The sequence below is a fragment of the Algoriphagus aquimarinus genome, assembly GCF_007997215.1.
Lineage (GTDB): Bacteria > Bacteroidota > Bacteroidia > Cytophagales > Cyclobacteriaceae > Algoriphagus > Algoriphagus aquimarinus_A.
Map to the genome: position 1 here is coordinate 12,896 of NZ_VORW01000004.1, position 24,203 is coordinate 37,098.

The following is a 24,203-nucleotide window of genomic DNA, read 5'->3' on the forward strand; positions in this document are numbered from 1 at the left end:
AAATACTAGATAGTTAATGTTTAAACTTAAACCACTATTTATTATGGCTAGTAATTTAAAATTAAAAGGAAACTGGAATATCTTGAAAGGTAAGATAAAAGAGAAATATGGAAACCTTACCGATGATGATTTAACTTATGTAGAAGGTCAAGAAGATCAATTGCTCGGCAGAATCCAAAAACGAACAGGTGAAGCTGAAGATACGATCAAGAAGGAATTCTTCGAGGAGAATTAATTCAGGATATCATAATAATCATAAAAACGGCGTAGGCCGTTTTTTTTTATGTCTCATTTTTATCATATGGACTAACTCCTTTTGATAGATTGTTTAAATTTAAGCAAAGAAATAAACCCAATACTAATGGCATACTATCACAGAATGGGAGCTATCCCGCCTAAAAGGCACACACAATTCCGACAGCCAGATGGCAGTCTTTACAAGGAAGAAGTTGTGAGTTCCAAAGGCTTTTCAGGGATTTACTCTACACTTTATCATATATACAATCCAAACGAAGTAACTGCTATAGGCAAACCAGAACCATTTTCCTGGAAGCCAGCTCCTGAGCATGGATTACATCAGACGCATTTGAAGACTTCCAATGTGGAATTCACTGGGGAAGATTATCTATCCGCAAGAAGAAATCTTATGATGAATTCTGATGTGATGATGGGGATTTGCTCTCCGAAACAGCGAAAGATGGATTATTACTTCAAAAATGCTGATGGTGATGAATTGATCTATGTGCACGATGGAGAAGGTGTGATGTATTCTCAGTTTGGTAAGCTTGAAGTTCACAAGGGTGACTATATCGTGATCCCTCGTACGACGATTTATAGATTTGAATTTGAGGAGGAGGGTCCATTGAGATTATTGATTATAGAGTCTGTAGGAGCTATAGAGACAGTCAAGCGCTATAGAAATGAAGTGGGACAATTGCTGGAGCACTCGCCGTATTGTGAGCGGGATATCCGTCCACCACATGAACTTCATGTAGAAAAGGAGAAACGTGATTACCTCGTACAGATTAAAAAGCAGGGAATGCTTCATCAGTATTCCTATGGACACAGCCCTTTGGATATCGTAGGATGGGATGGGTATTTGTATCCTTATGCGCTTTCTATTTATGACTTTGAGCCGATTACCGGTAGGATTCATCAGCCACCACCAGTTCATCAGACTTTCCAAGCGTGGGGCTTTGTGATTTGCTCCTTTGTGCCTAGGCTTTTTGATTACCATCCACTTTCCATTCCTGCTCCTTACAATCATTCCAATATTGATTCGGATGAGGTATTGTATTATGCAGAAGGGGAATTTATGAGTAGAAAAGGAATAGATCGAGGCTCATTCACACTCCACATGGGAGGCTTGCCGCATGGTCCGCATCCTGGAACGGTAGAAAAGTCTATTGGTGCCAAAGCAACGGATGAATATGCAGTAATGCTGGATACATTCAAATCACTTCAGATTACGACTGACGCGCTTGAGTTTGTAGATGAGAATTACCCCATGAGCTGGACGGAGTAGGGTGTCTAATTACGATTTTTGATTTATGGCTTTACCCTGGGTGTGGAGTGATTTACCACCTAATGGTAGGAAATAAATTTGCTAATAATGAGGTAAATGGGTGTGTTAGACTTAGCGAAGTCAAGGCTTTGTAATGTGGCTAGTTGACTTCGATCCCGATAGCTATACGGGACGCTCAGTCTGACAGTAAAAAGAGTCATGTGAGTTGGTGCAAACACAAAAGCCTCAATCAGTAAAAGATTGAGGCTTTTGTGTTTTAGCTGTAGTAAATTATAAGGGAAAACTGAATTTGAACTCACAGGAACTTGGCGATGAGGCTGCTTCCGCCTTCGGTCCTCCAGCCTAAACTTTTACTTCTTGTCAGTGATTTCCAAGATCGGTTGGCCAGTAGACCCACTTGGCAATTTGATGTCCAACATCATAGAAAGTGTAGGTGCTATGTCAGTGATCGTAGCATATCTAGAGCTAGAACCTTGAGGTACATTCCATCCGAAGAATACAATTGGGACATTGGTGTCATACGTGAACCCGGTACCGTGAGAAGTGCCACGAGATCCGCCACTTAGCCAGTTTGGCTCCAGGATAATTAAGACATTTCCAGAAGCTTTTTGATTGTAGCCCATCTGTAATAAGTGAGCACTGCCTTGGGTGAAGGCGGTGTTTCGCATGGAAGTTGCAGTATAGGCTTCTTTTATTCCATTGAATTTTAGTAAGAAATGTGCAAGATCATTTTCTAGTGAAACTAGATCTACACCTTTTTCAGTAACTAGTTTTTCATTGATAAAGACTTGGCCATTTGATACATTTTCTATCCAGTCGCCTTCGCCATATTTCTGAGAAGTATAGCCTTTCATTTGGCCAGTGATATAGCCCATGTTCACATTTCCAGCAGGAACATTTTGGCTCTCCATATAAGTCGCAATATCTGCTACAGCGTGATCAGCTGTTAAAAACACCAGGTATTCATCTTTACCATATTTGTTGTCAAGGAAATCAAGCAATCTTTTGAAATCCTGATCTAGTCTTAAGTAAGTGTCTTCAAGTTCTTTTGAAGTCGGGCCAAATCTATGACCAACATAATCAGTGGAGGAGAAGCTAAGTGCAAGAAAATCTGTTTCTCCATTCTCACCTAAGTGCTCACCTTCTATAGCTGCTAGCGCAAAATCCAAGGTCAAAGTATTGCCAAAAGGAGTGGATGAAATCATTCCCAATCCTCCGTTAGTCTCTTGCAATTTGGCAAGGTCATAAGGGAAAGTTGGTGTGTCTTTTCCGGAGAAAGGAGCTTCAAAGTCATTGTTGTCATCGATACTTTGAATGTAAGTATCAATTGGATAAAGCGTCTCCCAGGTCTGATTTAGGTAGGTAGCAGGCAGTTTTTTAGCATTGAATTCCTTTGCCCAATCAGGTAGAGATTCGTAATAATAGGTCGAAGTCATGAACTCTCCATTATCTCCATCATACCAATACGCATCTCCAAGGTGACCAGCAGGTAAAGCAGCGCCTCTGTCTTTAATAGCTACTCCAACTACTTTAGATCTCTGATTGTTGGACATTCTGAGCTCATCTGTTATCGTTGTGGTAAGAAGATTTCTTGGGCTGATTTGACCGGAGTTAACTGTTCCTCCTACGTTGGTCACTGTACTGTCTTCCGCGCAGTATACAGAGCCATTCAGTTTGCGTACATACCAATCATTTCCAATAATCCCATGAGTGGCTGGCGTGGTACCTGTGTAAACCGACGCATGACCTGGTCCAGTGTAAGTAGGGATATAATTGTAATGTCCGTTTTTCATCACGAAACCCTCATTCATCAAGCGCTTCAGGCCACCATCAGAATAGCGGTCATAAAATTTGTTCAGGTACTCATGTCGCATTTGATCGACTACGATTCCGACTATTAATTTTGGCTTGTCTTCGTTATTTTGAGCAAAAAGGCTCCCGAATGTCAGCAAAAAAAGTATGGTCAATATTCCTGTTCTCTTCATTATTCTGATAGGTTTTTCAGCCCAAATATAAGGATATGCCGCTACCTATGGATTAAGACTTTGTTAAATGGTCAAAAGAATAGACATTAGATTTCCTGACCTACAGTTAATTTTATGAAAAAGACAATCTGGACTTTGTTATTGGTGATATCATCAATGAGCTCTTTTGCTCAATCATCTTTTGAAGATGGGCTTTCTTCGGAATGGCATAGCCAGAGACGAGAAGAATTTAGAAAGCTGATGCCGGCTAAATCGGTGGCAGTATTTTTCAATAATCCGGTGAAAAACAGAACCAATGACGTCGATTTCATCTATCATCCGAACACAGATTTTTTCTACCTCACAGGATTCCGTGAGCCTAATGCTGTGCTGGTCATCTTTAGTGAAAGGAGAGAAGTTAATGGCGGATTAGCGGATGAATTGATTTTTGTCCAAAACAGAGATCCACGTGCAGAAATGTGGAATGGTAAAAGACTCGGCATAGAAGGGATGAAGAGTGATTTGGGCTTTGAAGAGGCATTATTAAATTCTGATTTTGGCGCCAAATCAGGGATCAATCTCCAAGATTTCGATAAGATATTGACTTTTAGCCTTTCAGAAGAAATAGAGGGAAGTAGTTCAAATCAGCCTTTAATTCAGATGGTGGAGGAATTTAAGACCGCTACTGCTTATCCTGAAAAGCTAAACGAAGTGAGTGCGAATGTTTATAGAATGATAAAAAATTCAGATCTAAAGACTTCAGATCGAGTGGTTCAACTGCTTAAACGATATATTAATCAATATCCAGATATGTTGAAAGATCCATTGATTAGTTCTTTTATGAATGCTGAATCTCCGGAAAAGCGTATGATCGTGAAGGATGGAATTCCCGAGCAAAAGCTGGACATCACCTCATTGGCGAGTATGATGGATGCACTTCGCGAGGTGAAAACAGCAGAGGAAATCACCTTGCTGAAAAAAGCAGTTAAGATATCGGCAGTTGGGCAGATTGAAGTAATGAAAGCAGCAAAAGCTGGGATGACTGAACGGGAAATTCAAGGCGTGCATGAGTTTATCTACAAGCGGTATGGAGCGGAGGAATTGGGTTATCCATCCATAGTAGGTGGAGGCAATAATGGCTGTATTCTTCATTACATAGAGAATGATAAGCGTGACTTGAATGATAGATTATTGCTAATGGACTTGGGTGCCGAATGGAGAGGATACACGGCAGATGTGACTCGTACTATACCAATTAGTGGCAAATTCAATGAAGAAGAAAAGGCAATCTATGAGCTAGTTTATCAGGCGCAGGAAGCAGGAATAGCCATCTCAAAGCCAGGAGCCACTTTTCAGGAGATAGATGCTGCAGGTCGTCAAATCATCGATGAGGGATTGGCGAAGCTTGGGATTATCAAAAAAGGGGAGAGCCATCAATATTTCCCACATGGCACAAGCCATCATATAGGGCTGGATGTACATGATCGCGGAACCAGTGATCCATTAAAAGAAGGAGTTGTTTTTACAATAGAGCCAGGGATATACATTCCAATTGGATCAAATTGTGATAAGAAATGGTGGGGAATAGCCGTTCGAATCGAAGATGATATTTTGATCACTGCAGATGGGAATGTGAACCTTTCAGGTGATGCACCTAGATCTATCGCTGCTATCGAAGAAATGATGCGACTCCCAAGTGTATTGGAGGAGTGGGTGCTGCCAGAGATTGATTAAAAGCGACATGAATTATTCTCGCGGCGACACGGCGGCGCAGCGTGTTTTTGTTTTGAATATGGAAAAGATTGAGAATGATATTGCTACTTTAATTCTGGATAAAGCATTTCTAATTCATCGGGAATTGGGGCCAGGCTTGCTGGAATCTATTTATGAGCGAGTGTTATTCCATGAATTGAAAAAGTCTGGACTTAATGTTGCAAGTCAAGTATTCATCCCTTTCAAGTGGGATGATATCACTTTTGAAAATGGATTTAGAGCTGATTTAATAGTTGATGATAAGGTGATTGTAGAAATTAAATCAGTTCAAATCATAGCTCCTGTCCATTCTAAGCAATTAATGACCTACTTGCGCCTAACCAAGTTAAAATTAGGTCTCTTGTTGAATTTCAATGAGGCCTTATTAAAAGATGGGATTAAAAGAGTAGCGAACAACTTATAGCATATTCGCAATTATTCGTTGCGCCGCCGCGCCGCCGCGAGATAAAAAAAACATAAAGCTAAGTCTAATCCTTCCTCTTCAAATCCCCCCGTTTAATAGACCGAATAAACTGTCCCCATGCGAATGGATCGAGGAGTCTAAGCGTTCTTGGGCCATACAGATCCTGGTTTTGGATGGCTTGCCCTTGTTGGAAATATCTGAAATTCTCATTGCCAGAGGCTGGCATGGATTCAGCCCAGCGAAGGAGCATTTCAGGGCTCATGTTTGCACTTGAGACTGACATTGGATCGGTTACATTCAGCGCAATTACTGCCCGCTTGAATTCCTCTTCAGTTGGGTAAGGCATTACTTCAATTTCTGCCAAGGCAATTTCATCTATTTGCATCGTGAGAATTAAGCTAATTCTATCACTGGTAACTTGATCAGGTATTTTAAAGGTTTGTCTTTTCAAGCCGATAAAGCTGAAAACAACGGAATCTCCTTCAAGTACTGGCATGGAGAAATATCCAAATCGTCCAGAACTGGTGCCTCGACCTTTCTTCGGGACGTAAATATTTACACCAGCTACAGCATCTGTGCTATCTGCATTAAGGATAATTCCAGAAAGTTGGATTACTTTTTTTTCTTGCACATCTTGAGCTTTCACTTCAAGAGAGTTAAAAAATAATCCAATTATAAAAAGGAATGTGGCGCTAAGGAGTAATGAATTCTTCACAAATTAAAAGTCTTTACAGAACGACGGATATGATTATTTCTGATGCGATATTACCCTAATTTCGGATGATTTTTTATTTTACCCTCATAAACTCCGTTAAAACTTACTAATGCGGCTAAAAAATATCAGTTTAAACTACGGACTTAGAATCTTCAAAGCGTTATCGGAGGAACCTCGTGTGCGTATTTTTCACTTGCTCATGCTGAATAAAGAGTTGTCCATTTCCGACTTTGAATTGATTCTGGATTTCACCCAGACAAAAACAAGCAGACACTTGATTTACCTTAAAAATGCGGGTTTACTTGGCAGTAGACGTGTAGATCAGTGGGTGTTTTATTACATCCTTGAGGAGTATCTTGAAATCATTCAGCAGATTTTTAAGTTTATACAAAAAGATCCTAGTCTTCTTAAAGATCAGGTCACTTTCGAGATTCTAAAATCCAATCGCGAACTTGCGATCAATAAAATTCAGAATAATCAGTACCGACGTTAATTTCCCTTGAAAACCTACCAACACCTTTTTTTCGATCTTGATCACACACTTTGGGATTATGATCGAAATGTCCAAGAATCTCTTTCCGAGCTCTTTCATCATTATAAGCTTGAAGAACTTGGAGTTTTATCCTCTCAGCACTTTATAGACTCATTTTACGCAGTGAATTTCAAGCTTTGGTCTGCTTATGACAAGGGTGAAATGCATAAAGATGAGCTTCGAACAACTCGATTTCCACGGATATTTGCCCATGCAGGAGTGATTGATCCAGCAATTCCTGAAGAGTTCGAAGGAGATTTTATGCATCGAACTTCTAGCAAACCTCATCTTTTTCCACACACCATCGAGATTCTCCAATACCTCAAACCAAAGTACAAGCTCTATGTGATTACGAATGGATTCGATGAGAGTCAGGCGAAGAAAATGACTTCATCCGGCCTAAATGAATATTTTGAATTAGTCGTGACCTCAGAGACTACAGGCCATAAAAAACCTGATCCGAGGATTTTTCAGTATGCAATGGAGCAAGCAGGTGCAAGCAAGGAAAATAGTTTGATGATAGGAGATAATCCCATCTCTGACATTCAGGGTGCACACGGAGCTGGTATCGATCAGGTCTTTTTTAATCCGCTTGAAAAAGCAATTGAAATGACGCCAACTTATACTATTTCACATTTGAGAGAACTAGAAGACATACTTTAGGGTTCTTTTACTTCATATTCAACAGCCAATAAAACCTTCTGGTTATCTTTGGCCAATCAGAAAATTATAACCCCAGATATTATGCTCAAAGGTTTTTTTAATGTTCCAGCTCCGGTAAATGAGCCGGTAAAAGCTTATGCTCCCGGAAGTCCCGAGAGAAAAGAATTGCAAGCAGCGCTCAAAGAAGCTAGATCTCAGCAAGTTGATGTACCAATGTACATTGGTTCAGATGAGGTCAGAACTGGCAATACACACATAATGTCTCCTCCGCACGATCATCAGCATGTGTTGGGTCATTTCCATGAAGGAGATGCTTCTCATGTAGAGCAAGCGATCGATGCTGCCATGGGAGCGAAAGAAGCTTGGGAAAACATAGCGTGGGAACAAAGAGCAGCGATTTTCTTGAAAGCAGCTGATCTTTTGGCAGGGCCATATCGTGCCAAAATCAATGCTGCTACTATGCTTGGTCAGTCTAAGAATGCCATGCAAGCTGAGATCGATGCGGCATGTGAGTTTATAGACTTCTTGCGCTTCAATGTGCAATACATGACCGAAATCTATGCCCAACAGCCTCCGGTTTCTGGAAATGGTGTTTGGAATAGATTGGAGCAGAGACCACTTGAAGGATTTGTGTTTGCATTGACTCCATTCAACTTTACAGCGATTGCCGGTAATCTTCCTACTTCGGCTGCCATGATGGGAAATACCATCGTGTGGAAGCCTGCTTATACGCAGATTTATTCTGCAAATGTGCTGATGCAAGTCTTCAAAGAAGCTGGCGTTCCAGCTGGTGTGATCAACTTGATTTACGTAGATGGTCCAACGGCAGGAGAAGTGATTTTCAAGCATAGAGATTTCGCTGGAATTCACTTTACAGGTTCTACTGGAGTTTTTCAGCACATCTGGAAAACTATCGGAACGAACATTCATCAGTATAAATCTTATCCAAGAATCGTCGGTGAGACTGGTGGGAAAGACTTCGTGATCGCTCACAAATCTGCAATTCCAAAAGCCGTAGCTGTAGGACTTGCCCGTGGTGCTTTCGAATTCCAAGGTCAAAAATGCTCTGCTGCTTCCCGTGCTTATATTCCTTCCAATATTTGGGATGAAGTAAAAGAAGGCTTAGTCGCTGATCTTGCTGACATGAAAATGGGCGGAACGGAAGATTTTACCAATTTCATTAATGCAGTGATTGACGAGAAGTCTTTTGATAAAATCGCCAAGTACATCGACAATGCGAAAGCAAATCCTGCGGTGGAAATTATCGCTGGAGGTAATTATGACAAATCGAAAGGCTACTTCATCGAGCCGACCGTAATCGTGACTCAAGATCCAATGTACACTACGATGTGTGAAGAGATCTTCGGTCCGGTGCTGACAATATATGTGTATGATTCGGAGCGATTCGAAGAAGCATTGGAATTGGTCGATCAGACTTCTCCGTATGCTTTGACTGGAGCAATATTCTCCCAGGATCGTTATGCGGTAGAATTAGCTACGACAAAGCTGAGAAATGCAGCGGGTAATTTCTATGTCAATGATAAGCCGACAGGTGCAGTAGTAGGTCAGCAGCCATTCGGTGGAGCGAGAGCTTCAGGAACCAATGACAAAGCTGGTTCTATGATCAACTTGCTACGTTGGGTTTCTCCACGTACAATCAAAGAAACCTTCGTGTCTCCAGTAGATTACAAATATCCTTTCCTGGAAAGCGACAAGTAATACTAGCGATCTCCTCGAAGGTATTAAGTACATATCTTTAAATTGAATAAAAGCTTCGAGGAGGCCCTTCGACTTCGCTCAGGGTGACACCTCAAAGGTTTTAAGAGCCTCGGATTTAGATTCGAGGCTTTTTTTTTAGCTGCTTACGTTGGGGAGTTAACAACATTACTACAGACTTTTTCAAAATCTACTCTTACGTATTCACAAAAAAAAATGCCCCTAATAAGCGTTAAGCTATTGGGGGCATTTTGGTTATTACTGCTTTTTTACGATGTAAGTATGTGTAATTAATATTCTATCCTACCTTGTATCGTGCTCATTCCTTGACCATTTGTAGGATTGAAATATCCTATAACTGTTCCCGCACCGGATGCGTTCTCGAACTTTCCAGTTCCACCTACAATTTCCACTTCAGCTTCAAAATCAATTTTTTCTTCACTTGATGCTGTAATAGTGTTTTGGATGTTTTTGAACCATACCGAATTTCCTTTTCCATCTGTTGTAACCGAACTGACTTCGGGGTTATCGACTACTATGCCTAATGCTTCTAATTGTTCTGAATAAAATTGAGTCACTGGAGCACCTACAGTCCCTAAGCCATTCTCTCCGGGCGATGCAAACTGGTTTATGAAAGTAGAAGCTTTACCCATATGACTAGAATTACCGGTTCCCGTACCCGGGAGATAAGCTGGAAAATCAAAAGTCGGATATCCGTTTTCATCTACTTGAGCCAATTGATTTGCAAACCGTTCGAAATAATTTTTTTCTACTGATTTTCTAGCATTTAGGTCTGTAGAAGAAGTGGGGTTAGCCAGTACTTCGGACTCTGTAACTTGTTGAAGTTGTGTCGGCTCTTCCATAGTAGGTACGCAAGAAGCCATTAAAACTGATCCAGCTAGAGTCATCATGCCTAGCTTTGAGCGCATTGATTTTTTCATATTTTTTTGGGGTTGGGTGTTGGTAAAAACATATTGATTTTTAGAATTTACAATCTTTGATGTGGGTGATTTCAAAACTTATAAATAGTAATTTGCATTTAACACCAATAAAAATGCCAAAAATCAATTAAATGTAATAAAAAATTTGCCTTAGGATCTTTGCTTAATAATTACCTATCTTACTTGGTATTCTCAGAATAGTACTATTTTTCTTCGAAGTTGATCTTTCAGTCATTTCCAATATGAAAAAACTAACTCTTTTCCATCTTTTTCCAACACATGTTTTGCATTGGCCTGAAAAATAAGATTGCCAATCTTGACAGCGATATATTCTGGATAAGGTTATCTGTAGCAAGAGAAAGTTGAGTTTTTTCTTTAGTTTTAGTTATCCTTCTAAAATCTCGTAAATGAAAAACCTGTGCTTACTTTTTTTGGCCGTATTATTTTTTGCATGCTCCAAAGAGAAAGAATCCATTCAGGGGAAGCTGGTAGACTTTGTCTCAGGAGAGATGAGTTTTGAGCGGGATGCTGAAACAGGGTACATGGCTTTCCTTGGAACGGTGAACTATGAATCGAAGGAAGCTGCATATACCCAATGGAATGGGGTTTTTAAGTTTTATGACCCAAAGTCGGGTAGGAAATTGGGGTCATTTGAGATTCCACCAGAGGGACCTATGTCATTGAAAGGCCGAGTTCATATCGCAAAATCTTTCGATGAATCCACTATTGTTGCAACAAATACCCTTGGGTATTTTAATGTATATAAAGATGACACAGTTTTTAGTAGTTTTCAGCTTGACATGGGTGATTTCGAGTCCAATACATTTTTTTCATTTCCCTTGGGCGGTAATGCCTTGCATCAAGTAGCTCCCGATCAATATGAAGTCACTTATGATCCTTTTGATTTTATGGCACAACGGATGGGTAAACATGGATTTGACCTAGCTTTTTCTTCTTGGATAGTCAAATTTGATGAGCAGGGAAATTGGCTTTGCAAAACAGACTTCTTAGCCCCGTACGATGAGTCTTATGCTAATTCAGCAGTGGCTTCAGAAATGATAAGAATGGTGGAAAATGGGAACTCTTGGGGGATGTTTTCTTATTCGGATTCTCTTTATCAGATTAAAGACTGCGAGGTAGTAAAAAGAATTAAGCTGCAGTCTTTAAGCCCGCTTTCGTATTTCCCAGATAAATTTGAAGGTGATAAGAATAAGGGGTCTTGGGAAATACCTGAAGATGGTGCTTTAAATTATCGGTTAGTTCACGATGAAGCTTCAGGTATGAATGTAAGAATGACTTTATTGAAGCAACGAAAGTCTGATCCTGACATTAAAGATGCTCATAAGAGAATGTATTTGAATGAGAGTACCTATCTGCTATTGCTTTATGATTATGAGTGGAAGTTGCGTGCTGAACTTGAAATATTTTACCCTACAGGAACGCGCTTTGAAAATATTTTTTGCACCTCCGAAGGACTGATGATCAATAAACCCGAGCAAAAGTCGGAGGATGAATACGAGTTTTATAAGATTGATTTATCCCAATTTGCAGACTGATGAAGAAACTATTTTTACGATTGATATTTATTGGGTTAATCTTTTCATGTGACGAAAAAGGGTCTGAAGAAATTTACCAAGGGAAGTTGCAGGAGTTGATAGTGGGTGATTTCAGCCTTGAAAAAGACTCGTTGACAAAGTATATATTTAATATTCGAGTGGTAGAGGATAATTCTCAAGAATACATTTCATTCACCAAGCCAGCAAACATACGTAAGGAGTGGGTTTTTGCTCTTATTAGCACAATTTCCGGAAAAGAAGCGGGCCGAATAGAGATTCCTACCGAAGGGCCAGAGTCTATGAGAGGTGGTATCCATGCGAATATTGTTGTCTCAGAAAATCAGGTTTTTCAAATAAATCATCTCGGGGAGATTGGTGAGTATAATGGAGAAGGAAAGAAAATAGCCCTTTACAATTTCTTTAGCGACTATAAGGCTAAGCTAAATGGCAAAGGTGGCGAGTTTCCCTTAAACTTTGAGATCACTCAATTTAATCCCTCTATTATCCAGCTGGGTAACAATCCAAGCAAATTTTTAAACACTAAAAAACCAGTGGCTGCAGGTGAAATGATGACAGAGTTTCCACTAGATTTTAAAAATTGGATAACACATGTGGACTTGGAAACGGGAGAAGTTGAAAACAGTGATTTTTCTATGCCTGAAGGCTATGAAGTATTTAAAAACGACAACACAGCATCAGTTCTTTTTGGTGCTTATGATTCCAAAAGGGATTTGTATTACCTCGCATGGCCATACTCAGATGAGGTGTATGTGTTGAATGGGGTGAAAATGGAAAGTGTGGTAAAGCCATTTTCATCCGTTGAATTCAATTATTTCCCAAGTGAGCGCAAGGCTATGGATTTAAATACAGTTCTACTGCAACCGAAAAATGCATCGAAACAATTGTTTCTACTTTATGATGAACAAAGAGATCTAATCATTCGATGTTCTAAAATAGAGGAATCAGGAGCAAGTGAATCTACATTCGAAAGAACCAAGCACTATGTTTTGAGTATTAACTCAGGAGAGTGGGAGTCTAAAGGAGAGTACTTTTTTGACTTCGAAACAGAGATCGAAGTTGAAAACTGGTTCCTTACCTCGGAAGGACTTTTTATCAATAAACCCGAGCAAGAATCAGAAGATGAATACGAGTTTTATAAGATTGATTTGAGTGGGTTTGAGAAATGAGGTTTTGGAAATTTTTATTTTTCTTGAATTTCCAATTTATATATGGTGAAGTAATCCTCCTCAATGTCAGGATCATATTTTGATCCCCATAAATAACCGTCTCTAGCCATCAGACTTGAAATATTTAAAAATTGGGGATTAGGAAAATCGTCTAAAAACTCTAGGTCTTCATTTAATAGCAGGAATCTATTGGGGCTCTCCTTCTCAAATCTAGTGATCAATTCTCTCCTCTCTTCTGGTGTGGAGGCAGTTTCCCAAATTCTCAACTGATCATCGGTGAACCCGCGTTTATATCCAATCAAAACATATTCCCCTAATTTTTTGATGCTTTCAATTTTTCCCAAGGTTATCCTCGCTTCCATAAAATCTATTCCTTCTTCACCTTCTGTATGTCCCTCATATCCGCGGAATTCACCAAGGTTTAAATCAATTTTTTGATGGAAAGAAAATGGTTCTTTTCCATCAAAAACGTAAAGTGCTGGTTCCCCTTCGAAAGCAACAAGCAATTGATTTTGGGAAAAAATAAAATGAGATACCCAGGAGGAATGAGGGAAGATTAAACCGTTTTGGTAGATGCTTTCTTCTGGGAAGGATAGAAAAGTTGTGGTTTCTTTCTTATCTAAATCCAAATACCCAATCAACTTCAGATTTTTTAAGTACTCTTTTTGGTAACGGTTATAATTCCCGTCCTCCGATCGACTGTTATAGAATATTTTATTGTCTCTTACGATTATCTCATTGGTAGGTGATGGAAAACTGGAATAGTAAGGAGGAATACCTGTCAAAATGATTTCCACTGTTTTGCCATCTAGAGACACTCTTTTAATTTGTGGTGAGCCAAAAGATAGAAATGAATTTCCATCTTCATCAAAATGTAAAGGAGCGATGCGCCTAAGCGTTCCGACAATTGTGTTGCCATTTGTTACGAAGGAATGTAGGATTTCCCCTTTGAAATTCGAGATGAATATTTCTTCATCATTTTGAACACTTTCTATAAAAAGGATTTTTTGAGTTGAAGGTGAAATGTCCTGTAAAATGGGATTGCCTAAAAAGGGTATTCGAATCGAATCAATAGGGGTGAGGTTAAAGTGATTAAGCTGAGATTCATTTTCTGATTTTTGGTCATTTCTTTGAGAACAAGCGCTCAGTATTAGTATTGAAAAAAAAACTGAACATAGAATCTGTTTCATGGCTTTGAAAAAAAGTGTTTAATAATTTAGTTCCTTCAGTAAGGATATAAAAATTAAAGACTATGGTTTAAGGAATATTAACCATTTAAAAAAAAAACGGCTGAATCTCTCCAGCCGCATCAATTTCAAATCTTAAATTATTAATCTCAAATTATCAGGTATACATCGCACCATTCACATGAAGCACCTGGCCTGAAATATAAGTGCTCATCTCAGATCCTAGGAACACACATGCGTCAGCCACTTCTTCTGGTCGGCCACCACGCTTCATAGGAATTCCGTCTCTCCAGCTTTGTACAGTTTTTTCGTCCAGCACTGCAGTCATCTCAGTTTCGATGAATCCCGGAGCTACAGCATTACATCTGATGTTTCTAGAGCCTAGCTCCAGTGCGATAGATTTAGTAAATCCGATGATACCAGCTTTGGAAGCCGCGTAGTTTGCTTGGCCGGCATTTCCTTTCACCCCAACTACAGAGGTGATATTGATGATAGAGCCTGACTTAGCTTTCATCATAGTTCTGTTCACTGCTTTTACGGTATTGAAGCAGGATTTCAAGTTGATTCCGATCACTTCGTCCCAAGCTTCCTCGGTCATTCTCATCAATAGGTTGTCGCGGGTGATGCCGGCATTATTGATCAGAACATCCAATCCGCCAAATTCCGCTACGACGGCAGCGATTAATTCTTCGGCAGCTTTGAAATCCGAAGCGTCAGATCTATAGCCCTTTGCTTTGATGCCAAATTCTGCCAATTCAGCCTCTAGCGCTTGGCCTTTTTCCACACTTGACAAAAAAGTAAAAGCGACATTTGCGCCTTCTTGTGCATATCTGATAGCAATTGCTCTTCCGATGCCTTTAGATGCGCCGGTGATCAATGCCGTTTTTCCTGAAAGTAATCCCATGGAGTTTAAAATTTTGTTTGGCCAAAATTAGAAAAAAACCTAAAACTTTTGATTCTAAAATTGATTTCACTTGTCTTTAGATTCTGTACTTATTTAATCATTGGTTAAATATCGTTTATCTAAAATATAATTTGATTTTTCTGTAAACTGGTAAAATATTGATTGGAAATCATCTGCTCTGATCGCCGAAATCAGGTTTTTAACCTGAAATAGTGATTGAAACCAAATTTTTTTCTGAAGTCAAAAGGCCTATTTTTGCGTTAATCAATTCGTTCTAAAAAACAAGTAATAGATATGTCTTCGACCAAATTTGACGTGATCGTGGTGGGCAGTGGACCAGGTGGCTATGTAGCTGCTATTCGCGCTTCCCAACTCGGCCTAAAGACTGCCGTAGTAGAAGCTGCGGAATTGGGTGGTATTTGTCTTAACTGGGGTTGTATTCCCACCAAAGCTTTATTGAAAAGTGCACAAGTTTTTGAGTACATCAATCATGCTGCGGACTACGGCATTACCGTAAAGGATGCAAGCGCTGATTTCACAGGCATTGTCAAAAGAAGCCGTGGGGTAGCTGACGGAATGAGCAAGGGAGTGACCTTCCTGATGAAGAAAAATAAGATCGAAGTAATCAAAGGTTGGGGTAAAATCCAGCCAGGTAAAAAAGTAGAAGTTGAAGATGCTGACGGAAAGAAGACCGTTTATGCTGCTGACAACATAATCATCGCGACTGGTGCTAGATCTCGTGAGCTTCCTTCTATGAAGATCGATAAGAAGAAAATCATCGGTTACCGTGATGCGATGACTTTGGATAAGATGCCTAAGAAAATGGTGGTTGTAGGTTCTGGAGCAATCGGAATCGAGTTCGCCTATTTCTATGCTACCATGGGTACAGAAATAACTATCGTAGAATATTTGGATAGAATCGTACCAGTGGAAGACGTGGAAGTTTCCAAGACTTTGGAGAAACTCTACAAAAAAGCAGGTATGACCATCATGACTTCTTCGGAAGTGACTGCGGTAGATACCAAAGGAGCAGGTTGCAAAGTCACCGTGAAAACTGCCAAAGGCGAAGAGACTTTAACATGTGATATCGTGCTTTCTGCTGCCGGTGTTGTTTCGAACCTAGAGAATTGTGGTTTGGAAGATGTTGGAATCTTAGTAGATAAAGGCAAAATCAAAGTTGACGAGTTTTATAAAACAAACATGCCAGGCTATTATGCTATTGGTGATGTAATTCCTGGTCCAGCTTTGGCTCACGTAGCTTCTGCTGAAGGAATTATCTGTGTAGAGAAAATCGCTGGTAAGAATCCAGATCCTTTGGATTACGGGAATATCCCAGGCTGTACCTATTGCTCTCCTGAAATTGCCTCTGTAGGTATGACGGAAGCAAAAGCTAAGGAAGCAGGCTATGAGTTGAGAATCGGTAAGTTTCCATTCTCAGCATCAGGAAAAGCATCTGCTGCTGGCGCAAAAGACGGTTTTGTGAAGCTGGTATTTGACAAGAAATACGGGGAATTGCTAGGTGCGCACATGATAGGAGCCAATGTGACGGAGATGATCGCTGAGATAGTGGCGATCCGCAAACTTGAAACTACTGGTCACGAAATAATCAAAACCGTGCATCCTCACCCAACTATGTCAGAAGCAATTATGGAGGCTGCGGCAGCAGCTTATGACGAGGTAATTCACCTTTGATATAAATATTTTGAAAATAAAAGATACAAGACCTAAAACAATTGGTCTTGTGTTTTACTTTTAAGGAAGAATTTTTCAAACCACCGATTTTTGGAAGAAGTACAACTCATCGCCGGACTAAGGGCAAAAGACAGAAAGACCACAGAGTATTTGTATGACAAATACTCAAGAGCTCTCTTTGCGGTGATCTCCAGAATAGTCTTTGACAAGGACATCGCAGAGGAAGTTTTTCATGACGCATTTGTCAAAATCACTAAAAAAATAGATCATTACGAGGAATCCAAAGGCCGTTTATATACATGGATGGCCAATATTTGTCGTAATTCAGCCATTGATAAACTTCGCTCCAAAGAAATTTCACAATCCGGTAAGACCAACACAATAGATGACTTCGTATATGGAATGGAGAGCCAATCAGGCACCCAAGAACATATAGACGGTATCGGAGTGAAGGAACTGCTGATCGAACTTAACGAAGATCAAAAGTTCATTGTAGAGTATATCTATTTCAAAGGATATACGCATTCTGAGGTATCGGAGGAATTCGATATTCCTCTTGGTACCGTCAAGTCTAGGGTGAGAGCGGCCATACAAGTGTTGAAAAAAAATGTAGCAAGAATCTAGTGGATATTCAATCATACATATCGTCAGGTAAACTGGAGCTTTTCCTTCTCGGAGAGCTGACAGAGAGGGAGCGAGAGGAAGTCATAGACTTTGCGAAGCGTTATCCTGAAATCCAACAGGAGTTGGATGATCTGCAGGAGACTATGTTCGCCTTTGATAATATGACTGGTGTAGCGCCATCTCAGGAAGTGAAGGAGAAGATTTTCTCTACCTTAGAAAGTGACTTCATTCTAAAAGAGGTTCCTAAACCAACAGCTGTTCCGGCTGATGCTAAGGTGGTGCCTATCGGCAGCCCTTGGAAACCTTTTGCAATCGCAGCGTCTATCGCTGCAATAGTTGCCTCTGGAGCAGCATTTTATTATGCTGGGAAGTATGAGGAAAGAAATGATCAGTTTACGGCCTTACTTCAGGATCAATCTGTAATGGCCGATAACCTAAATCAGGTGAAGCAGGAATATGATCAAAAGGACTCGCAGCTTGACAAGATGATAGCTGGGGATTTCAAGCGAGTGGTGATGAAGGGTGAAGGTTTTGATATGCAAAAGGACGCGAGAGTCGATGTGCTTTGGGATCAAAATGCACAGGAAGTCTTTATCGCTGTGAATAACCTGAATGATCTAAGTGATGAGTTTGACTACCAACTATGGGCTATCGGAGACGATGGGCCAGTGGGAATAGGATTGGTGAATTCAGGTGAAAAGTTGACTTTACAGCAAATGGAAGCTGTAGCGCAAGCTGGCGCATTTGCCATCACTATAGAGCCTAAAGGTGGTTCCAAAGCACCCACACTGGAGAAGTTGGTTGTGCTGGGAGAAGTGGCGTAGAAATTTAAAATTAAAAATGATATAATTTAAAATTGCCTGTTCTGAAAAGAGCAGGCTTTTTTCATTTTCAGGAATTAGAAGCATCTTTAGCTCATGGAACTTGAACTCTCAACGCCAGCCTTACTTTTTTCGGCAATTACCCTTTTGATGCTTGCTTTTACCAATCGCTTTCTGGCGATTGCGAGCTTAATTCGAGGGTTGCATAAGAACTATATGGAGGCTTCTAATCAGGAAATTATAGTAGAGCAGATCCATAATTTGCGCCGCCGACTTACACTCATCAAAAACATGCAACTCTTCGGAGTTTTCAGCTTTTTATTATGCATCATTTGTATGTATTTGCTTTTCCGAGGCTATACCATAGTAGCGAATTGGATTTTTGTTGGAAGCATGGCTTCTCTCTTGATTTCCTTAGGAATATCACTAATCGAGATTCAGATTTCTACGAAAGCTTTGAATCTAGAGCTTAAGGATATGGAGGATATTTTCGAAAAACATAGTAGCGGACTCGATTTTATATTCAAAAAAGATTCAAAGAAAGATGAAGAATAAGTTTTTATGGATTCCGTTTCTACTCTTATTTTTTGGTTCCTGTAGCCAAAAGCCAGCAGAGCAGCAGGAATTAATAGCGGTTGAATCAGGAGTTGAAACGACTGGAAATTACATTCAGTTAAGCAATGTAGAAGAGGCTCGGGATTTTTATACCTGGACTTCGGATCGCATTCCGTTGGTTTCTGCTCATCGGGGCGGGCCATATCCAGGATTTCCCGAAAATGCTATCGAGACTTTTGCGAACGTGTCGAAATACACTCCGACGATAATTGAGTTGGACGTGGCTATGACCAAAGATGGAGTATTGGTGCTGATGCACGATGATAAATTGGATCGTACGACGACCGGCAGAGGGCTAGTAAGCAATGCGACTTACGCTGAGATTCAGGCCCTTTTTCTGAAAGATGAAGACGGAAATGTTACCGATTTCAGAGTTCCAACCTTGGAAGAAGCTTTGATTTGGTCAAAGGGAAAAGCGCTTTTGACAGTTGATATCAAGCAGTCGGTACCTTATGAAAAAATCATAGACGTGGTACGGGAAACGGAATCAGAAGCTCATGCAGCTTTGATCACCTATTCTTTTGCCGCAGCAAAAAAATTGCATTACATGGCTCCTGAGCTGATGCTTTCAGTTACTATCCGGAATATGGAAGAAATCCAGAGAATGGAAGAATCTGGCATTCCCTGGACTCGGGTGATTGCATTTACGGGAGTAGCGGAGCGCCCGCAAGAATTTAATAAAGCTTTACACGAAAAAGGAGTGTTTACTATCCTAGGAGTTTTGGGTAACCTAGATGGAAGAGCCGTTGCCCGTGGAGATCAGTTGTATGCGAGTTTTGTACAGAAAGGTGCAGATATTCTAGCGACAGATAGACCCATCGAAGCAGCCGCAGCCATCAAAACTTTGGCCCCATCAAAAAGTTCTAAATCTAAGTATTTCAAGAAATGATAATTGACTTAAGAAGTGATACAGTTACTCGCCCAACGGCGGGAATGAAGGAAGCGATGTTTTCTGCGCCTGTAGGTGATGATGTTTTTGGCGAAGACCCAACGGTGAATGCGCTGGAAGAGAAAGTTGCTAAACTTTTTGGGATGGAAGCAGCTATGTTTTGTCCTTCTGGAACAATGACCAATCAGATAGCAATCCGACTTCATACAAGAATTCAGACAGAAGTTATCTGTCATAAATATTCCCATATCTACCTCTACGAGGGCGGCGGGATCATGTCAAATTCTTTGGCATCGGTGAAGTTACTTGAGGGAGATTTGGGGAAAATCACTGCGGATCAGGTCAAAGCAGCAATCAATCCAGACGATGTGCATGCGCCTGAGACTACCTTGGTTTCTTTGGAAAACACGATGAACAAGGGTGGAGGAAGTATTTATACACTAGATGAGATCATCCCAATTCGTAAGATTTGTGATGAAAATGGCTTGAAGTTGCACTTAGATGGTGCAAGGCTTTTCAATGCCTTGGCAGAATCTGGCGAAAGTCCAGCCGCTTGGGGCGCTCAGTTTGATACAATTTCCATTTGCCTAAGCAAAGGACTGGGTTGTCCAGTCGGATCCTTACTTCTGGGTTCAAAAGCTGATATTAAACGAGCTAGAAAAGTTAGAAAATCCTGGGGTGGCGGAATGAGACAAGCTGGTTTCCTAGCTGCAGCAGGGATTTATGCATTGGACAATCATGTGCTGCGATTGACTGAAGATCATGCACGGGCTAGAGCTTTAGGAGAGATGTTGTTGAAGTTGTCTTTCGTTTCTGAGGTTTTTCCAGTAGCTACGAATATTGTGATCGCCAGATTAGAAGGGATTTCTCCGGAAGAGTTCTTAAAGATTCTTGCGGAAAAGGAGATAAAAGCCGTCAAATTTGGTCCAGACTTGGTGAGGTTTGTTACTCATTTAGATTTTGGGGATGGGGAATTGGAAGAGTTTGGGAAGAGGGTTGGAAAAATTTAGACAAAAGATTCAAGCCACTAGATGTTAGATTTGTCTCAGCACATTGATTTTCAATTCTCTTGTCTTGAGTCTTGTGTCTAATATCTTGATACTAAAGAAAATGAATAACACCCCTCTTGCAGAACGCATGCGCCCAACCCGATTGGAAGATCTGATCGGACAGGAGCATTTATCTTCTCCCAAGTCATTTTTATTTAAAGCCATCAAAACTGGCAATGTGCCTTCTTTGATCCTTTGGGGCCCTCCGGGCGTGGGAAAAACGACCATCGCCAATATAATCGCGAATGAAATCAAAGCTCCGTTTTATACCTTAAGTGCGATCAGTTCTGGTGTGAAAGACATACGGGAGGTAATCGAAAAAGCGAAGTTTCAGCAAGGAGTGGTACTTTTCATAGATGAGATTCACCGCTTTAATAAATCCCAGCAGGATGCACTTTTGGGTGCGGTGGAAAAGGGAGTTATCCGTTTGATTGGTGCTACTACGGAGAATCCTTCCTTTGAAGTCAATGCAGCATTGCTCTCCAGGTGTCAGGTTTTTACGCTCAATTCTCTTGGGAAATCTGAGCTTGAAGCTATGGTTCATCAGGCTTTGGAGCAGGATATGGATTTGAAGAAAATCAAAGTGGAACTCAAAGAGACGGATGCACTCCTGCGGATTTCAGGAGGAGATGGTAGGAAGTTGTTGAATTTGCTTGAGATTGTAATCGACGGGATCAATGAAAATCCCTGTGTGATTACCGATGAAAAAGTGATGCAGATTGCTCAACAAAAAGTGGCGCTTTACGATAAATCCGGTGAGCAGCACTACGATATTATTTCAGCTTTTATCAAATCAATCCGCGGTTCTGATCCAAATGCAGCCGTTTATTGGCTTGCTCGGATGATCGAAGGGGGAGAGGACGTGAAGTTTATTGCAAGGCGCTTAGTGATTTTGGCTTCAGAGGATATTGGGAATGCCAATCCAAATGCGTTGCTTTTAGCCACCAATTGTTTTGAGGCTGTAAAGATCATAGGCTATCCGGAGTCGAGAATTATTCTTTCTCAATGTGTAACCTATCTGGCTAGTTCTCAGAAAAGCAATGCGGCTTACATGGCTATCAACCAAGCTCAGGCTTTGGTGAGAGAGAAGGGAGATCTTTCCGTTCCACTTCATCTTCGCAACGCACCTACGAAATTGATGAAGGATTTGAATTATGGAAAAGCGTACAAGTATTCCCATGATTTCCCCGGAAATTTTGTTGCTCAGGAGTTTTTACCTGACGAAATCAAAGGATTGAAGCTGTACGATCCAGGAGAAAATGCACGGGAAAATGAGTTGAGAAGATACCTGAGTGCGAAGTGGCAGGGGAAATATGGATACTAAGAAATTGCCCAATTTGAGATTTGAAATTTCAAATTTGAAATCCATAAACCTATATACCCTATAAAAATAATAGAGAATTGTATTCCTGAGTCAGATTTTTTATATATTTGTCACACTAACTATTGGTATGACACAGGAGCAATATTCTAAGTATTCATTTTTATTGGACCGCACGGCCCGAAAGGTGAAGCAATATGCTCAACAGCAGTTCAAATCAGGAGATTTTGATGTGACTGTTGATCAGTGGTTGGTGCTGAAAAACCTGTCTGAAAATGATGTGTTGAGTCAGACTGAACTGGCGAATTTGGTTTTTAAAGACCATCCTACCCTTACGCGTATTATCGATTTGCTTTGCAAAAAAGGATATGTGGAGCGAGTGCCACACCCTCAGGACAGACGTAGTTTTCAGTTGCATTTGACGGAAACAGGAGTTTCCAAAGTGACTTCACTGCGTCCTGAGATTCTTCAGATAAGAGAGAAAGCTTGGGAAAATTTGAGTACCCATGATTTCGAAGAGTTTAAGCGGATTCTCAATACGATTTACCAAAATCTCAATGGAGAGTCACTTGATCAATAAGTAATTAACAATATTGAAATTTTAACTCGGGGAAGCACCCCAAATTTTCATACATCATGATCCATACAGACCTTTGTATTATCGGAGCCGGCCCTGTAGGCCTATTTGCAGTATTCGAAGCTGGTTTGCTGAAAATGCGCTGTCACCTCATAGATGCCTTGCCTCAGGTAGGTGGTCAGCTTTCGGAGATTTATCCGCAAAAGCCTATTTATGATATTCCGGGTTATCCGGAAGTGAATGCGCAGGATTTGGTGGACAATCTGATGGAGCAGGCGAAGCCGTTTTCTCCGACGTTCACTTTGGGTGAGCGCGTAGATCACTTGGACAAGCAGGAAGATGGATCGTTCATCGTTACGACTAGCGACAAAACAAAAGTTCATGCTCAGGTGATTGTGATCGCGGGTGGTTTGGGTTGTTTTGAACCTAGAAAGCCTGTGGTTGAGAATTTGGAGCTATTCGAAGGAAAGGGAATTACTTATATGGTGAAGAATCCTGAGACCTTCCGCGATAAGAATGTGATTCTTGCGGGTGGTGGAGATTCCGCTTTGGACTGGACTATATTCCTTTCTAAAGTTGCCAAAAGAGTAACCTTGGTACATAGAAATGAGACGTTCCGTGGAGCTCCTGATTCAGCTTCTAAAGTATTTGACCTAGCTAATCAAGGTAAAATTGATTTGATACTTTCTGCCAATTTGAAGGGAGTATCAGGAAACGGTGTGTTGGATACGGTGACTTTTATAGATAAAAGCAAAGCAGAGATCAAGATTGAAGCGGATTATTTGATTCCTTTATTCGGTTTGAGTCCAAAGCTTGGGCCGATTGCGGATTGGGGATTGAGCATTGATAAAAATGCGATTGAAGTCGATACCCGTGATTACTCTACTGGAGTAGACAGAATTTATGCGATCGGAGATATCAATACCTATCCTGGTAAGTTGAAATTGATCCTTTGTGGATTCCACGAAGCGGCGATCATGATGCATTCTGCTTTCAAATATGTGTATCCGGATCAAAAATTGAGCTTCAAATACACAACCGTTAATGGTGTAAATTCATTTTAATACTATTTTTGCAGCATGGTTAATTTCACTGTAGAAGATCAAGAAGGAAATCGTCAAGATTGCGAAGCGCCAGATGACATGGGCTTCAACCTGATGGAAATCCTCAAAGCATACGAATATCCTATATTGGCTACCTGCGGAGGTATGGCTCTATGTGGTACTTGCCACATCGAAATACTGGAAGGCAAGGACGAACTTGGATTAGCCACAGATCCAGAATTGGATCAGTTGGAGAATCTTCCAGAGTACTTTCCTACTTCACGTTTGGCTTGCCAGATCCGGATTGGTGATGTGCTAGATGGTTCAGTAATCAAACTCCGAGGAGAAGATCAGTAAACGATACAACTTCACAGTTGTCCTGCTTCTCCAGAAGCTGGACTTTCGAATCATCTTACTTACTGTAAATATTCTTAAAGCCACTCAGGAATGGGTGGCTTTTACATTTTTGGTTCTACCCTTAAGTTAGTGGAAAACATGGTTCTTGT

General features: G+C 40.6%; 24 protein-coding genes. 19 read left to right on the forward strand and 5 right to left on the reverse strand.

The genetic code is table 11. The features are described from left to right. The first annotated feature begins 43 nt into the window (after positions 1–43). Positions 44–235, forward strand: coding sequence for a CsbD family protein (locus ESV85_RS08755; RefSeq protein ID WP_146916694.1), 192 nt, complete (start codon positions 44–46; stop codon positions 233–235). 126 nt (positions 236–361) lie between these two features. After that, a complete protein-coding gene (locus ESV85_RS08760) occupies positions 362–1,525 on the forward strand; it encodes a homogentisate 1,2-dioxygenase (RefSeq protein ID WP_146916696.1) in 1,164 nt (387 codons plus the stop codon). Between the two features lie 350 nt (positions 1,526–1,875). On the opposite strand, the gene pafA is transcribed toward ESV85_RS08760, so the two are convergent. Continuing rightward, positions 1,876–3,510, reverse strand: coding sequence for an alkaline phosphatase PafA (gene pafA / locus ESV85_RS08765; protein ID WP_146916698.1), 1,635 nt, complete (start codon positions 3,508–3,510; stop codon positions 1,876–1,878). A 114-nt stretch (positions 3,511–3,624) separates the two neighbouring features. Here pafA and ESV85_RS08770 point away from each other — a divergent pair, with 114 nt between their 5' ends. After that, complete coding sequence (locus ESV85_RS08770) at positions 3,625–5,223, forward strand: aminopeptidase P family protein (RefSeq protein ID WP_146916699.1); 1,599 nt, start codon at positions 3,625–3,627, stop codon at positions 5,221–5,223. Between the two features lie 7 nt (positions 5,224–5,230). Then, on the forward strand, positions 5,231–5,665 hold the full coding sequence (locus ESV85_RS08775; protein ID WP_223275950.1) for a GxxExxY protein: 435 nt from the start codon (positions 5,231–5,233) through the stop codon (positions 5,663–5,665). A 64-nt stretch (positions 5,666–5,729) separates the two neighbouring features. On the opposite strand, the gene ESV85_RS08780 is transcribed toward ESV85_RS08775, so the two are convergent. Further along, positions 5,730–6,341, reverse strand: a complete 612-nt coding sequence (locus ESV85_RS08780; protein WP_223275968.1) for a carboxypeptidase-like regulatory domain-containing protein — start codon at positions 6,339–6,341, stop codon at positions 5,730–5,732. A gap of 148 nt (positions 6,342–6,489) precedes the next feature. On the opposite strand from ESV85_RS08780, the gene ESV85_RS08785 reads away from it, so the two are divergent. The 3 genes from ESV85_RS08785 (at position 6,490) to pruA (ending at position 9,294) form a co-directional block, all read left to right on the forward strand. Continuing rightward, positions 6,490–6,873, forward strand: coding sequence for an ArsR/SmtB family transcription factor (locus ESV85_RS08785; RefSeq protein ID WP_146916703.1), 384 nt, complete (start codon positions 6,490–6,492; stop codon positions 6,871–6,873). A gap of 6 nt (positions 6,874–6,879) precedes the next feature. Further along, complete coding sequence (locus ESV85_RS08790; protein WP_146916704.1) at positions 6,880–7,575, forward strand: YjjG family noncanonical pyrimidine nucleotidase; 696 nt, start codon at positions 6,880–6,882, stop codon at positions 7,573–7,575. Positions 7,576–7,656: 81 nt separating this feature from the next. Further along, positions 7,657–9,294: an L-glutamate gamma-semialdehyde dehydrogenase gene (gene pruA / locus ESV85_RS08795; protein WP_146916706.1), complete on the forward strand. Its 1,638-nt coding sequence runs from the start codon at positions 7,657–7,659 to the stop codon at positions 9,292–9,294. Between the two features lie 287 nt (positions 9,295–9,581). Here pruA and ESV85_RS08800 read toward each other — a convergent pair whose 3' ends face one another. After that, positions 9,582–10,232: a hypothetical protein gene (locus ESV85_RS08800; RefSeq protein ID WP_146916708.1), complete on the reverse strand. Its 651-nt coding sequence runs from the start codon at positions 10,230–10,232 to the stop codon at positions 9,582–9,584. Between the two features lie 407 nt (positions 10,233–10,639). On the opposite strand from ESV85_RS08800, the gene ESV85_RS08805 reads away from it, so the two are divergent. Together ESV85_RS08805 and ESV85_RS08810 are read left to right on the forward strand one after the other, a co-directional pair. Next, complete coding sequence (locus ESV85_RS08805; protein ID WP_146916710.1) at positions 10,640–11,788, forward strand: hypothetical protein; 1,149 nt, start codon at positions 10,640–10,642, stop codon at positions 11,786–11,788. Next, the gene (locus ESV85_RS08810; protein WP_146916712.1) at positions 11,788–12,975 is read left to right on the forward strand and encodes a hypothetical protein; all 1,188 of its coding nucleotides are present in this window, start codon (positions 11,788–11,790) and stop codon (positions 12,973–12,975) included. Before ESV85_RS08805 ends, ESV85_RS08810 begins: the two co-directional genes overlap by 1 nt. Before the next feature lie 14 nt (positions 12,976–12,989). On the opposite strand, the gene ESV85_RS08815 is transcribed toward ESV85_RS08810, so the two are convergent. Beyond that, the gene (locus tag ESV85_RS08815; protein ID WP_146916713.1) at positions 12,990–13,604 is read right to left on the reverse strand and encodes a hypothetical protein; all 615 of its coding nucleotides are present in this window, start codon (positions 13,602–13,604) and stop codon (positions 12,990–12,992) included. Between the two features lie 715 nt (positions 13,605–14,319). Then, complete coding sequence (gene fabG / locus ESV85_RS08820; RefSeq protein ID WP_146916715.1) at positions 14,320–15,066, reverse strand: 3-oxoacyl-[acyl-carrier-protein] reductase; 747 nt, start codon at positions 15,064–15,066, stop codon at positions 14,320–14,322. A 294-nt stretch (positions 15,067–15,360) separates the two neighbouring features. On the opposite strand from fabG, the gene lpdA reads away from it, so the two are divergent. From lpdA to ESV85_RS08870, 10 genes are all read left to right on the forward strand, one after another. After that, complete coding sequence (gene lpdA / locus ESV85_RS08825) at positions 15,361–16,758, forward strand: dihydrolipoyl dehydrogenase (RefSeq protein ID WP_146916717.1); 1,398 nt, start codon at positions 15,361–15,363, stop codon at positions 16,756–16,758. Positions 16,759–16,848: 90 nt separating this feature from the next. Further along, entirely contained in the window at positions 16,849–17,382 is a 534-nt protein-coding gene (locus tag ESV85_RS08830) for an RNA polymerase sigma factor (protein ID WP_146916718.1), read from the forward strand. Beyond that, complete coding sequence (locus ESV85_RS08835; RefSeq protein WP_146916720.1) at positions 17,382–18,206, forward strand: anti-sigma factor domain-containing protein; 825 nt, start codon at positions 17,382–17,384, stop codon at positions 18,204–18,206. The genes ESV85_RS08830 and ESV85_RS08835 overlap by 1 nt, the downstream gene beginning before the upstream one ends. 93 nt (positions 18,207–18,299) lie before the next feature. After that, complete coding sequence (locus ESV85_RS08840; protein WP_146916722.1) at positions 18,300–18,758, forward strand: DUF2721 domain-containing protein; 459 nt, start codon at positions 18,300–18,302, stop codon at positions 18,756–18,758. Further along, the gene (locus tag ESV85_RS08845; protein WP_146916724.1) at positions 18,748–19,707 is read left to right on the forward strand and encodes a glycerophosphodiester phosphodiesterase family protein; all 960 of its coding nucleotides are present in this window, start codon (positions 18,748–18,750) and stop codon (positions 19,705–19,707) included. The genes ESV85_RS08840 and ESV85_RS08845 overlap by 11 nt, the downstream gene beginning before the upstream one ends. Beyond that, positions 19,704–20,717 carry a threonine aldolase family protein gene (locus ESV85_RS08850; RefSeq protein ID WP_146916725.1) on the forward strand — a complete coding sequence of 338 codons (1,014 nt, stop codon included), beginning with the start codon at positions 19,704–19,706 and terminating at the stop codon, positions 20,715–20,717. The genes ESV85_RS08845 and ESV85_RS08850 overlap by 4 nt, the downstream gene beginning before the upstream one ends. A 100-nt stretch (positions 20,718–20,817) precedes the next feature. Then, a complete protein-coding gene (locus ESV85_RS08855) occupies positions 20,818–22,080 on the forward strand; it encodes a replication-associated recombination protein A (protein ID WP_146916727.1) in 1,263 nt (420 codons plus the stop codon). A gap of 127 nt (positions 22,081–22,207) precedes the next feature. Beyond that, a complete protein-coding gene (locus ESV85_RS08860; RefSeq protein WP_146916729.1) occupies positions 22,208–22,657 on the forward strand; it encodes a MarR family winged helix-turn-helix transcriptional regulator in 450 nt (149 codons plus the stop codon). A 56-nt stretch (positions 22,658–22,713) separates the two neighbouring features. Beyond that, on the forward strand, positions 22,714–23,718 hold the full coding sequence (locus ESV85_RS08865) for an NAD(P)/FAD-dependent oxidoreductase (RefSeq protein WP_146916730.1): 1,005 nt from the start codon (positions 22,714–22,716) through the stop codon (positions 23,716–23,718). 15 nt (positions 23,719–23,733) lie between these two features. Then, on the forward strand, positions 23,734–24,054 hold the full coding sequence (locus ESV85_RS08870) for a 2Fe-2S iron-sulfur cluster-binding protein (protein WP_146916732.1): 321 nt from the start codon (positions 23,734–23,736) through the stop codon (positions 24,052–24,054). The last annotated feature ends 149 nt before the right edge of the window (positions 24,055–24,203 follow it).

What these genes read in the sequence shown, in the direction of transcription:
- ESV85_RS08755 (WP_146916694.1), top strand. Translation starts at nt 44, where the DNA reads ATGGCTAGTAATTTAAAATTAAAAGGAAACTGGAATATCTTGAAAGGT.
- ESV85_RS08760 (WP_146916696.1), top strand. Translation starts at nt 362, where the DNA reads ATGGCATACTATCACAGAATGGGAGCTATCCCGCCTAAAAGGCACACA.
- pafA (WP_146916698.1), bottom strand. Translation starts at nt 3,510, where the DNA reads ATGAAGAGAACAGGAATATTGACCATACTTTTTTTGCTGACATTCGGG.
- ESV85_RS08770 (WP_146916699.1), top strand. Translation starts at nt 3,625, where the DNA reads ATGAAAAAGACAATCTGGACTTTGTTATTGGTGATATCATCAATGAGC.
- ESV85_RS08775 (WP_223275950.1), top strand. Translation starts at nt 5,231, where the DNA reads ATGAATTATTCTCGCGGCGACACGGCGGCGCAGCGTGTTTTTGTTTTG.
- ESV85_RS08785 (WP_146916703.1), top strand. Translation starts at nt 6,490, where the DNA reads ATGCGGCTAAAAAATATCAGTTTAAACTACGGACTTAGAATCTTCAAA.
- pruA (WP_146916706.1), top strand. Translation starts at nt 7,657, where the DNA reads ATGCTCAAAGGTTTTTTTAATGTTCCAGCTCCGGTAAATGAGCCGGTA.
- ESV85_RS08800 (WP_146916708.1), bottom strand. Translation starts at nt 10,232, where the DNA reads ATGAAAAAATCAATGCGCTCAAAGCTAGGCATGATGACTCTAGCTGGA.
- ESV85_RS08805 (WP_146916710.1), top strand. Translation starts at nt 10,640, where the DNA reads ATGAAAAACCTGTGCTTACTTTTTTTGGCCGTATTATTTTTTGCATGC.
- ESV85_RS08810 (WP_146916712.1), top strand. Translation starts at nt 11,788, where the DNA reads ATGAAGAAACTATTTTTACGATTGATATTTATTGGGTTAATCTTTTCA.
- fabG (WP_146916715.1), bottom strand. Translation starts at nt 15,066, where the DNA reads ATGGGATTACTTTCAGGAAAAACGGCATTGATCACCGGCGCATCTAAA.
- lpdA (WP_146916717.1), top strand. Translation starts at nt 15,361, where the DNA reads ATGTCTTCGACCAAATTTGACGTGATCGTGGTGGGCAGTGGACCAGGT.
- ESV85_RS08840 (WP_146916722.1), top strand. Translation starts at nt 18,300, where the DNA reads ATGGAACTTGAACTCTCAACGCCAGCCTTACTTTTTTCGGCAATTACC.
- ESV85_RS08845 (WP_146916724.1), top strand. Translation starts at nt 18,748, where the DNA reads ATGAAGAATAAGTTTTTATGGATTCCGTTTCTACTCTTATTTTTTGGT.
- ESV85_RS08850 (WP_146916725.1), top strand. Translation starts at nt 19,704, where the DNA reads ATGATAATTGACTTAAGAAGTGATACAGTTACTCGCCCAACGGCGGGA.
- ESV85_RS08855 (WP_146916727.1), top strand. Translation starts at nt 20,818, where the DNA reads ATGAATAACACCCCTCTTGCAGAACGCATGCGCCCAACCCGATTGGAA.
- ESV85_RS08860 (WP_146916729.1), top strand. Translation starts at nt 22,208, where the DNA reads ATGACACAGGAGCAATATTCTAAGTATTCATTTTTATTGGACCGCACG.
- ESV85_RS08865 (WP_146916730.1), top strand. Translation starts at nt 22,714, where the DNA reads ATGATCCATACAGACCTTTGTATTATCGGAGCCGGCCCTGTAGGCCTA.
- ESV85_RS08870 (WP_146916732.1), top strand. Translation starts at nt 23,734, where the DNA reads ATGGTTAATTTCACTGTAGAAGATCAAGAAGGAAATCGTCAAGATTGC.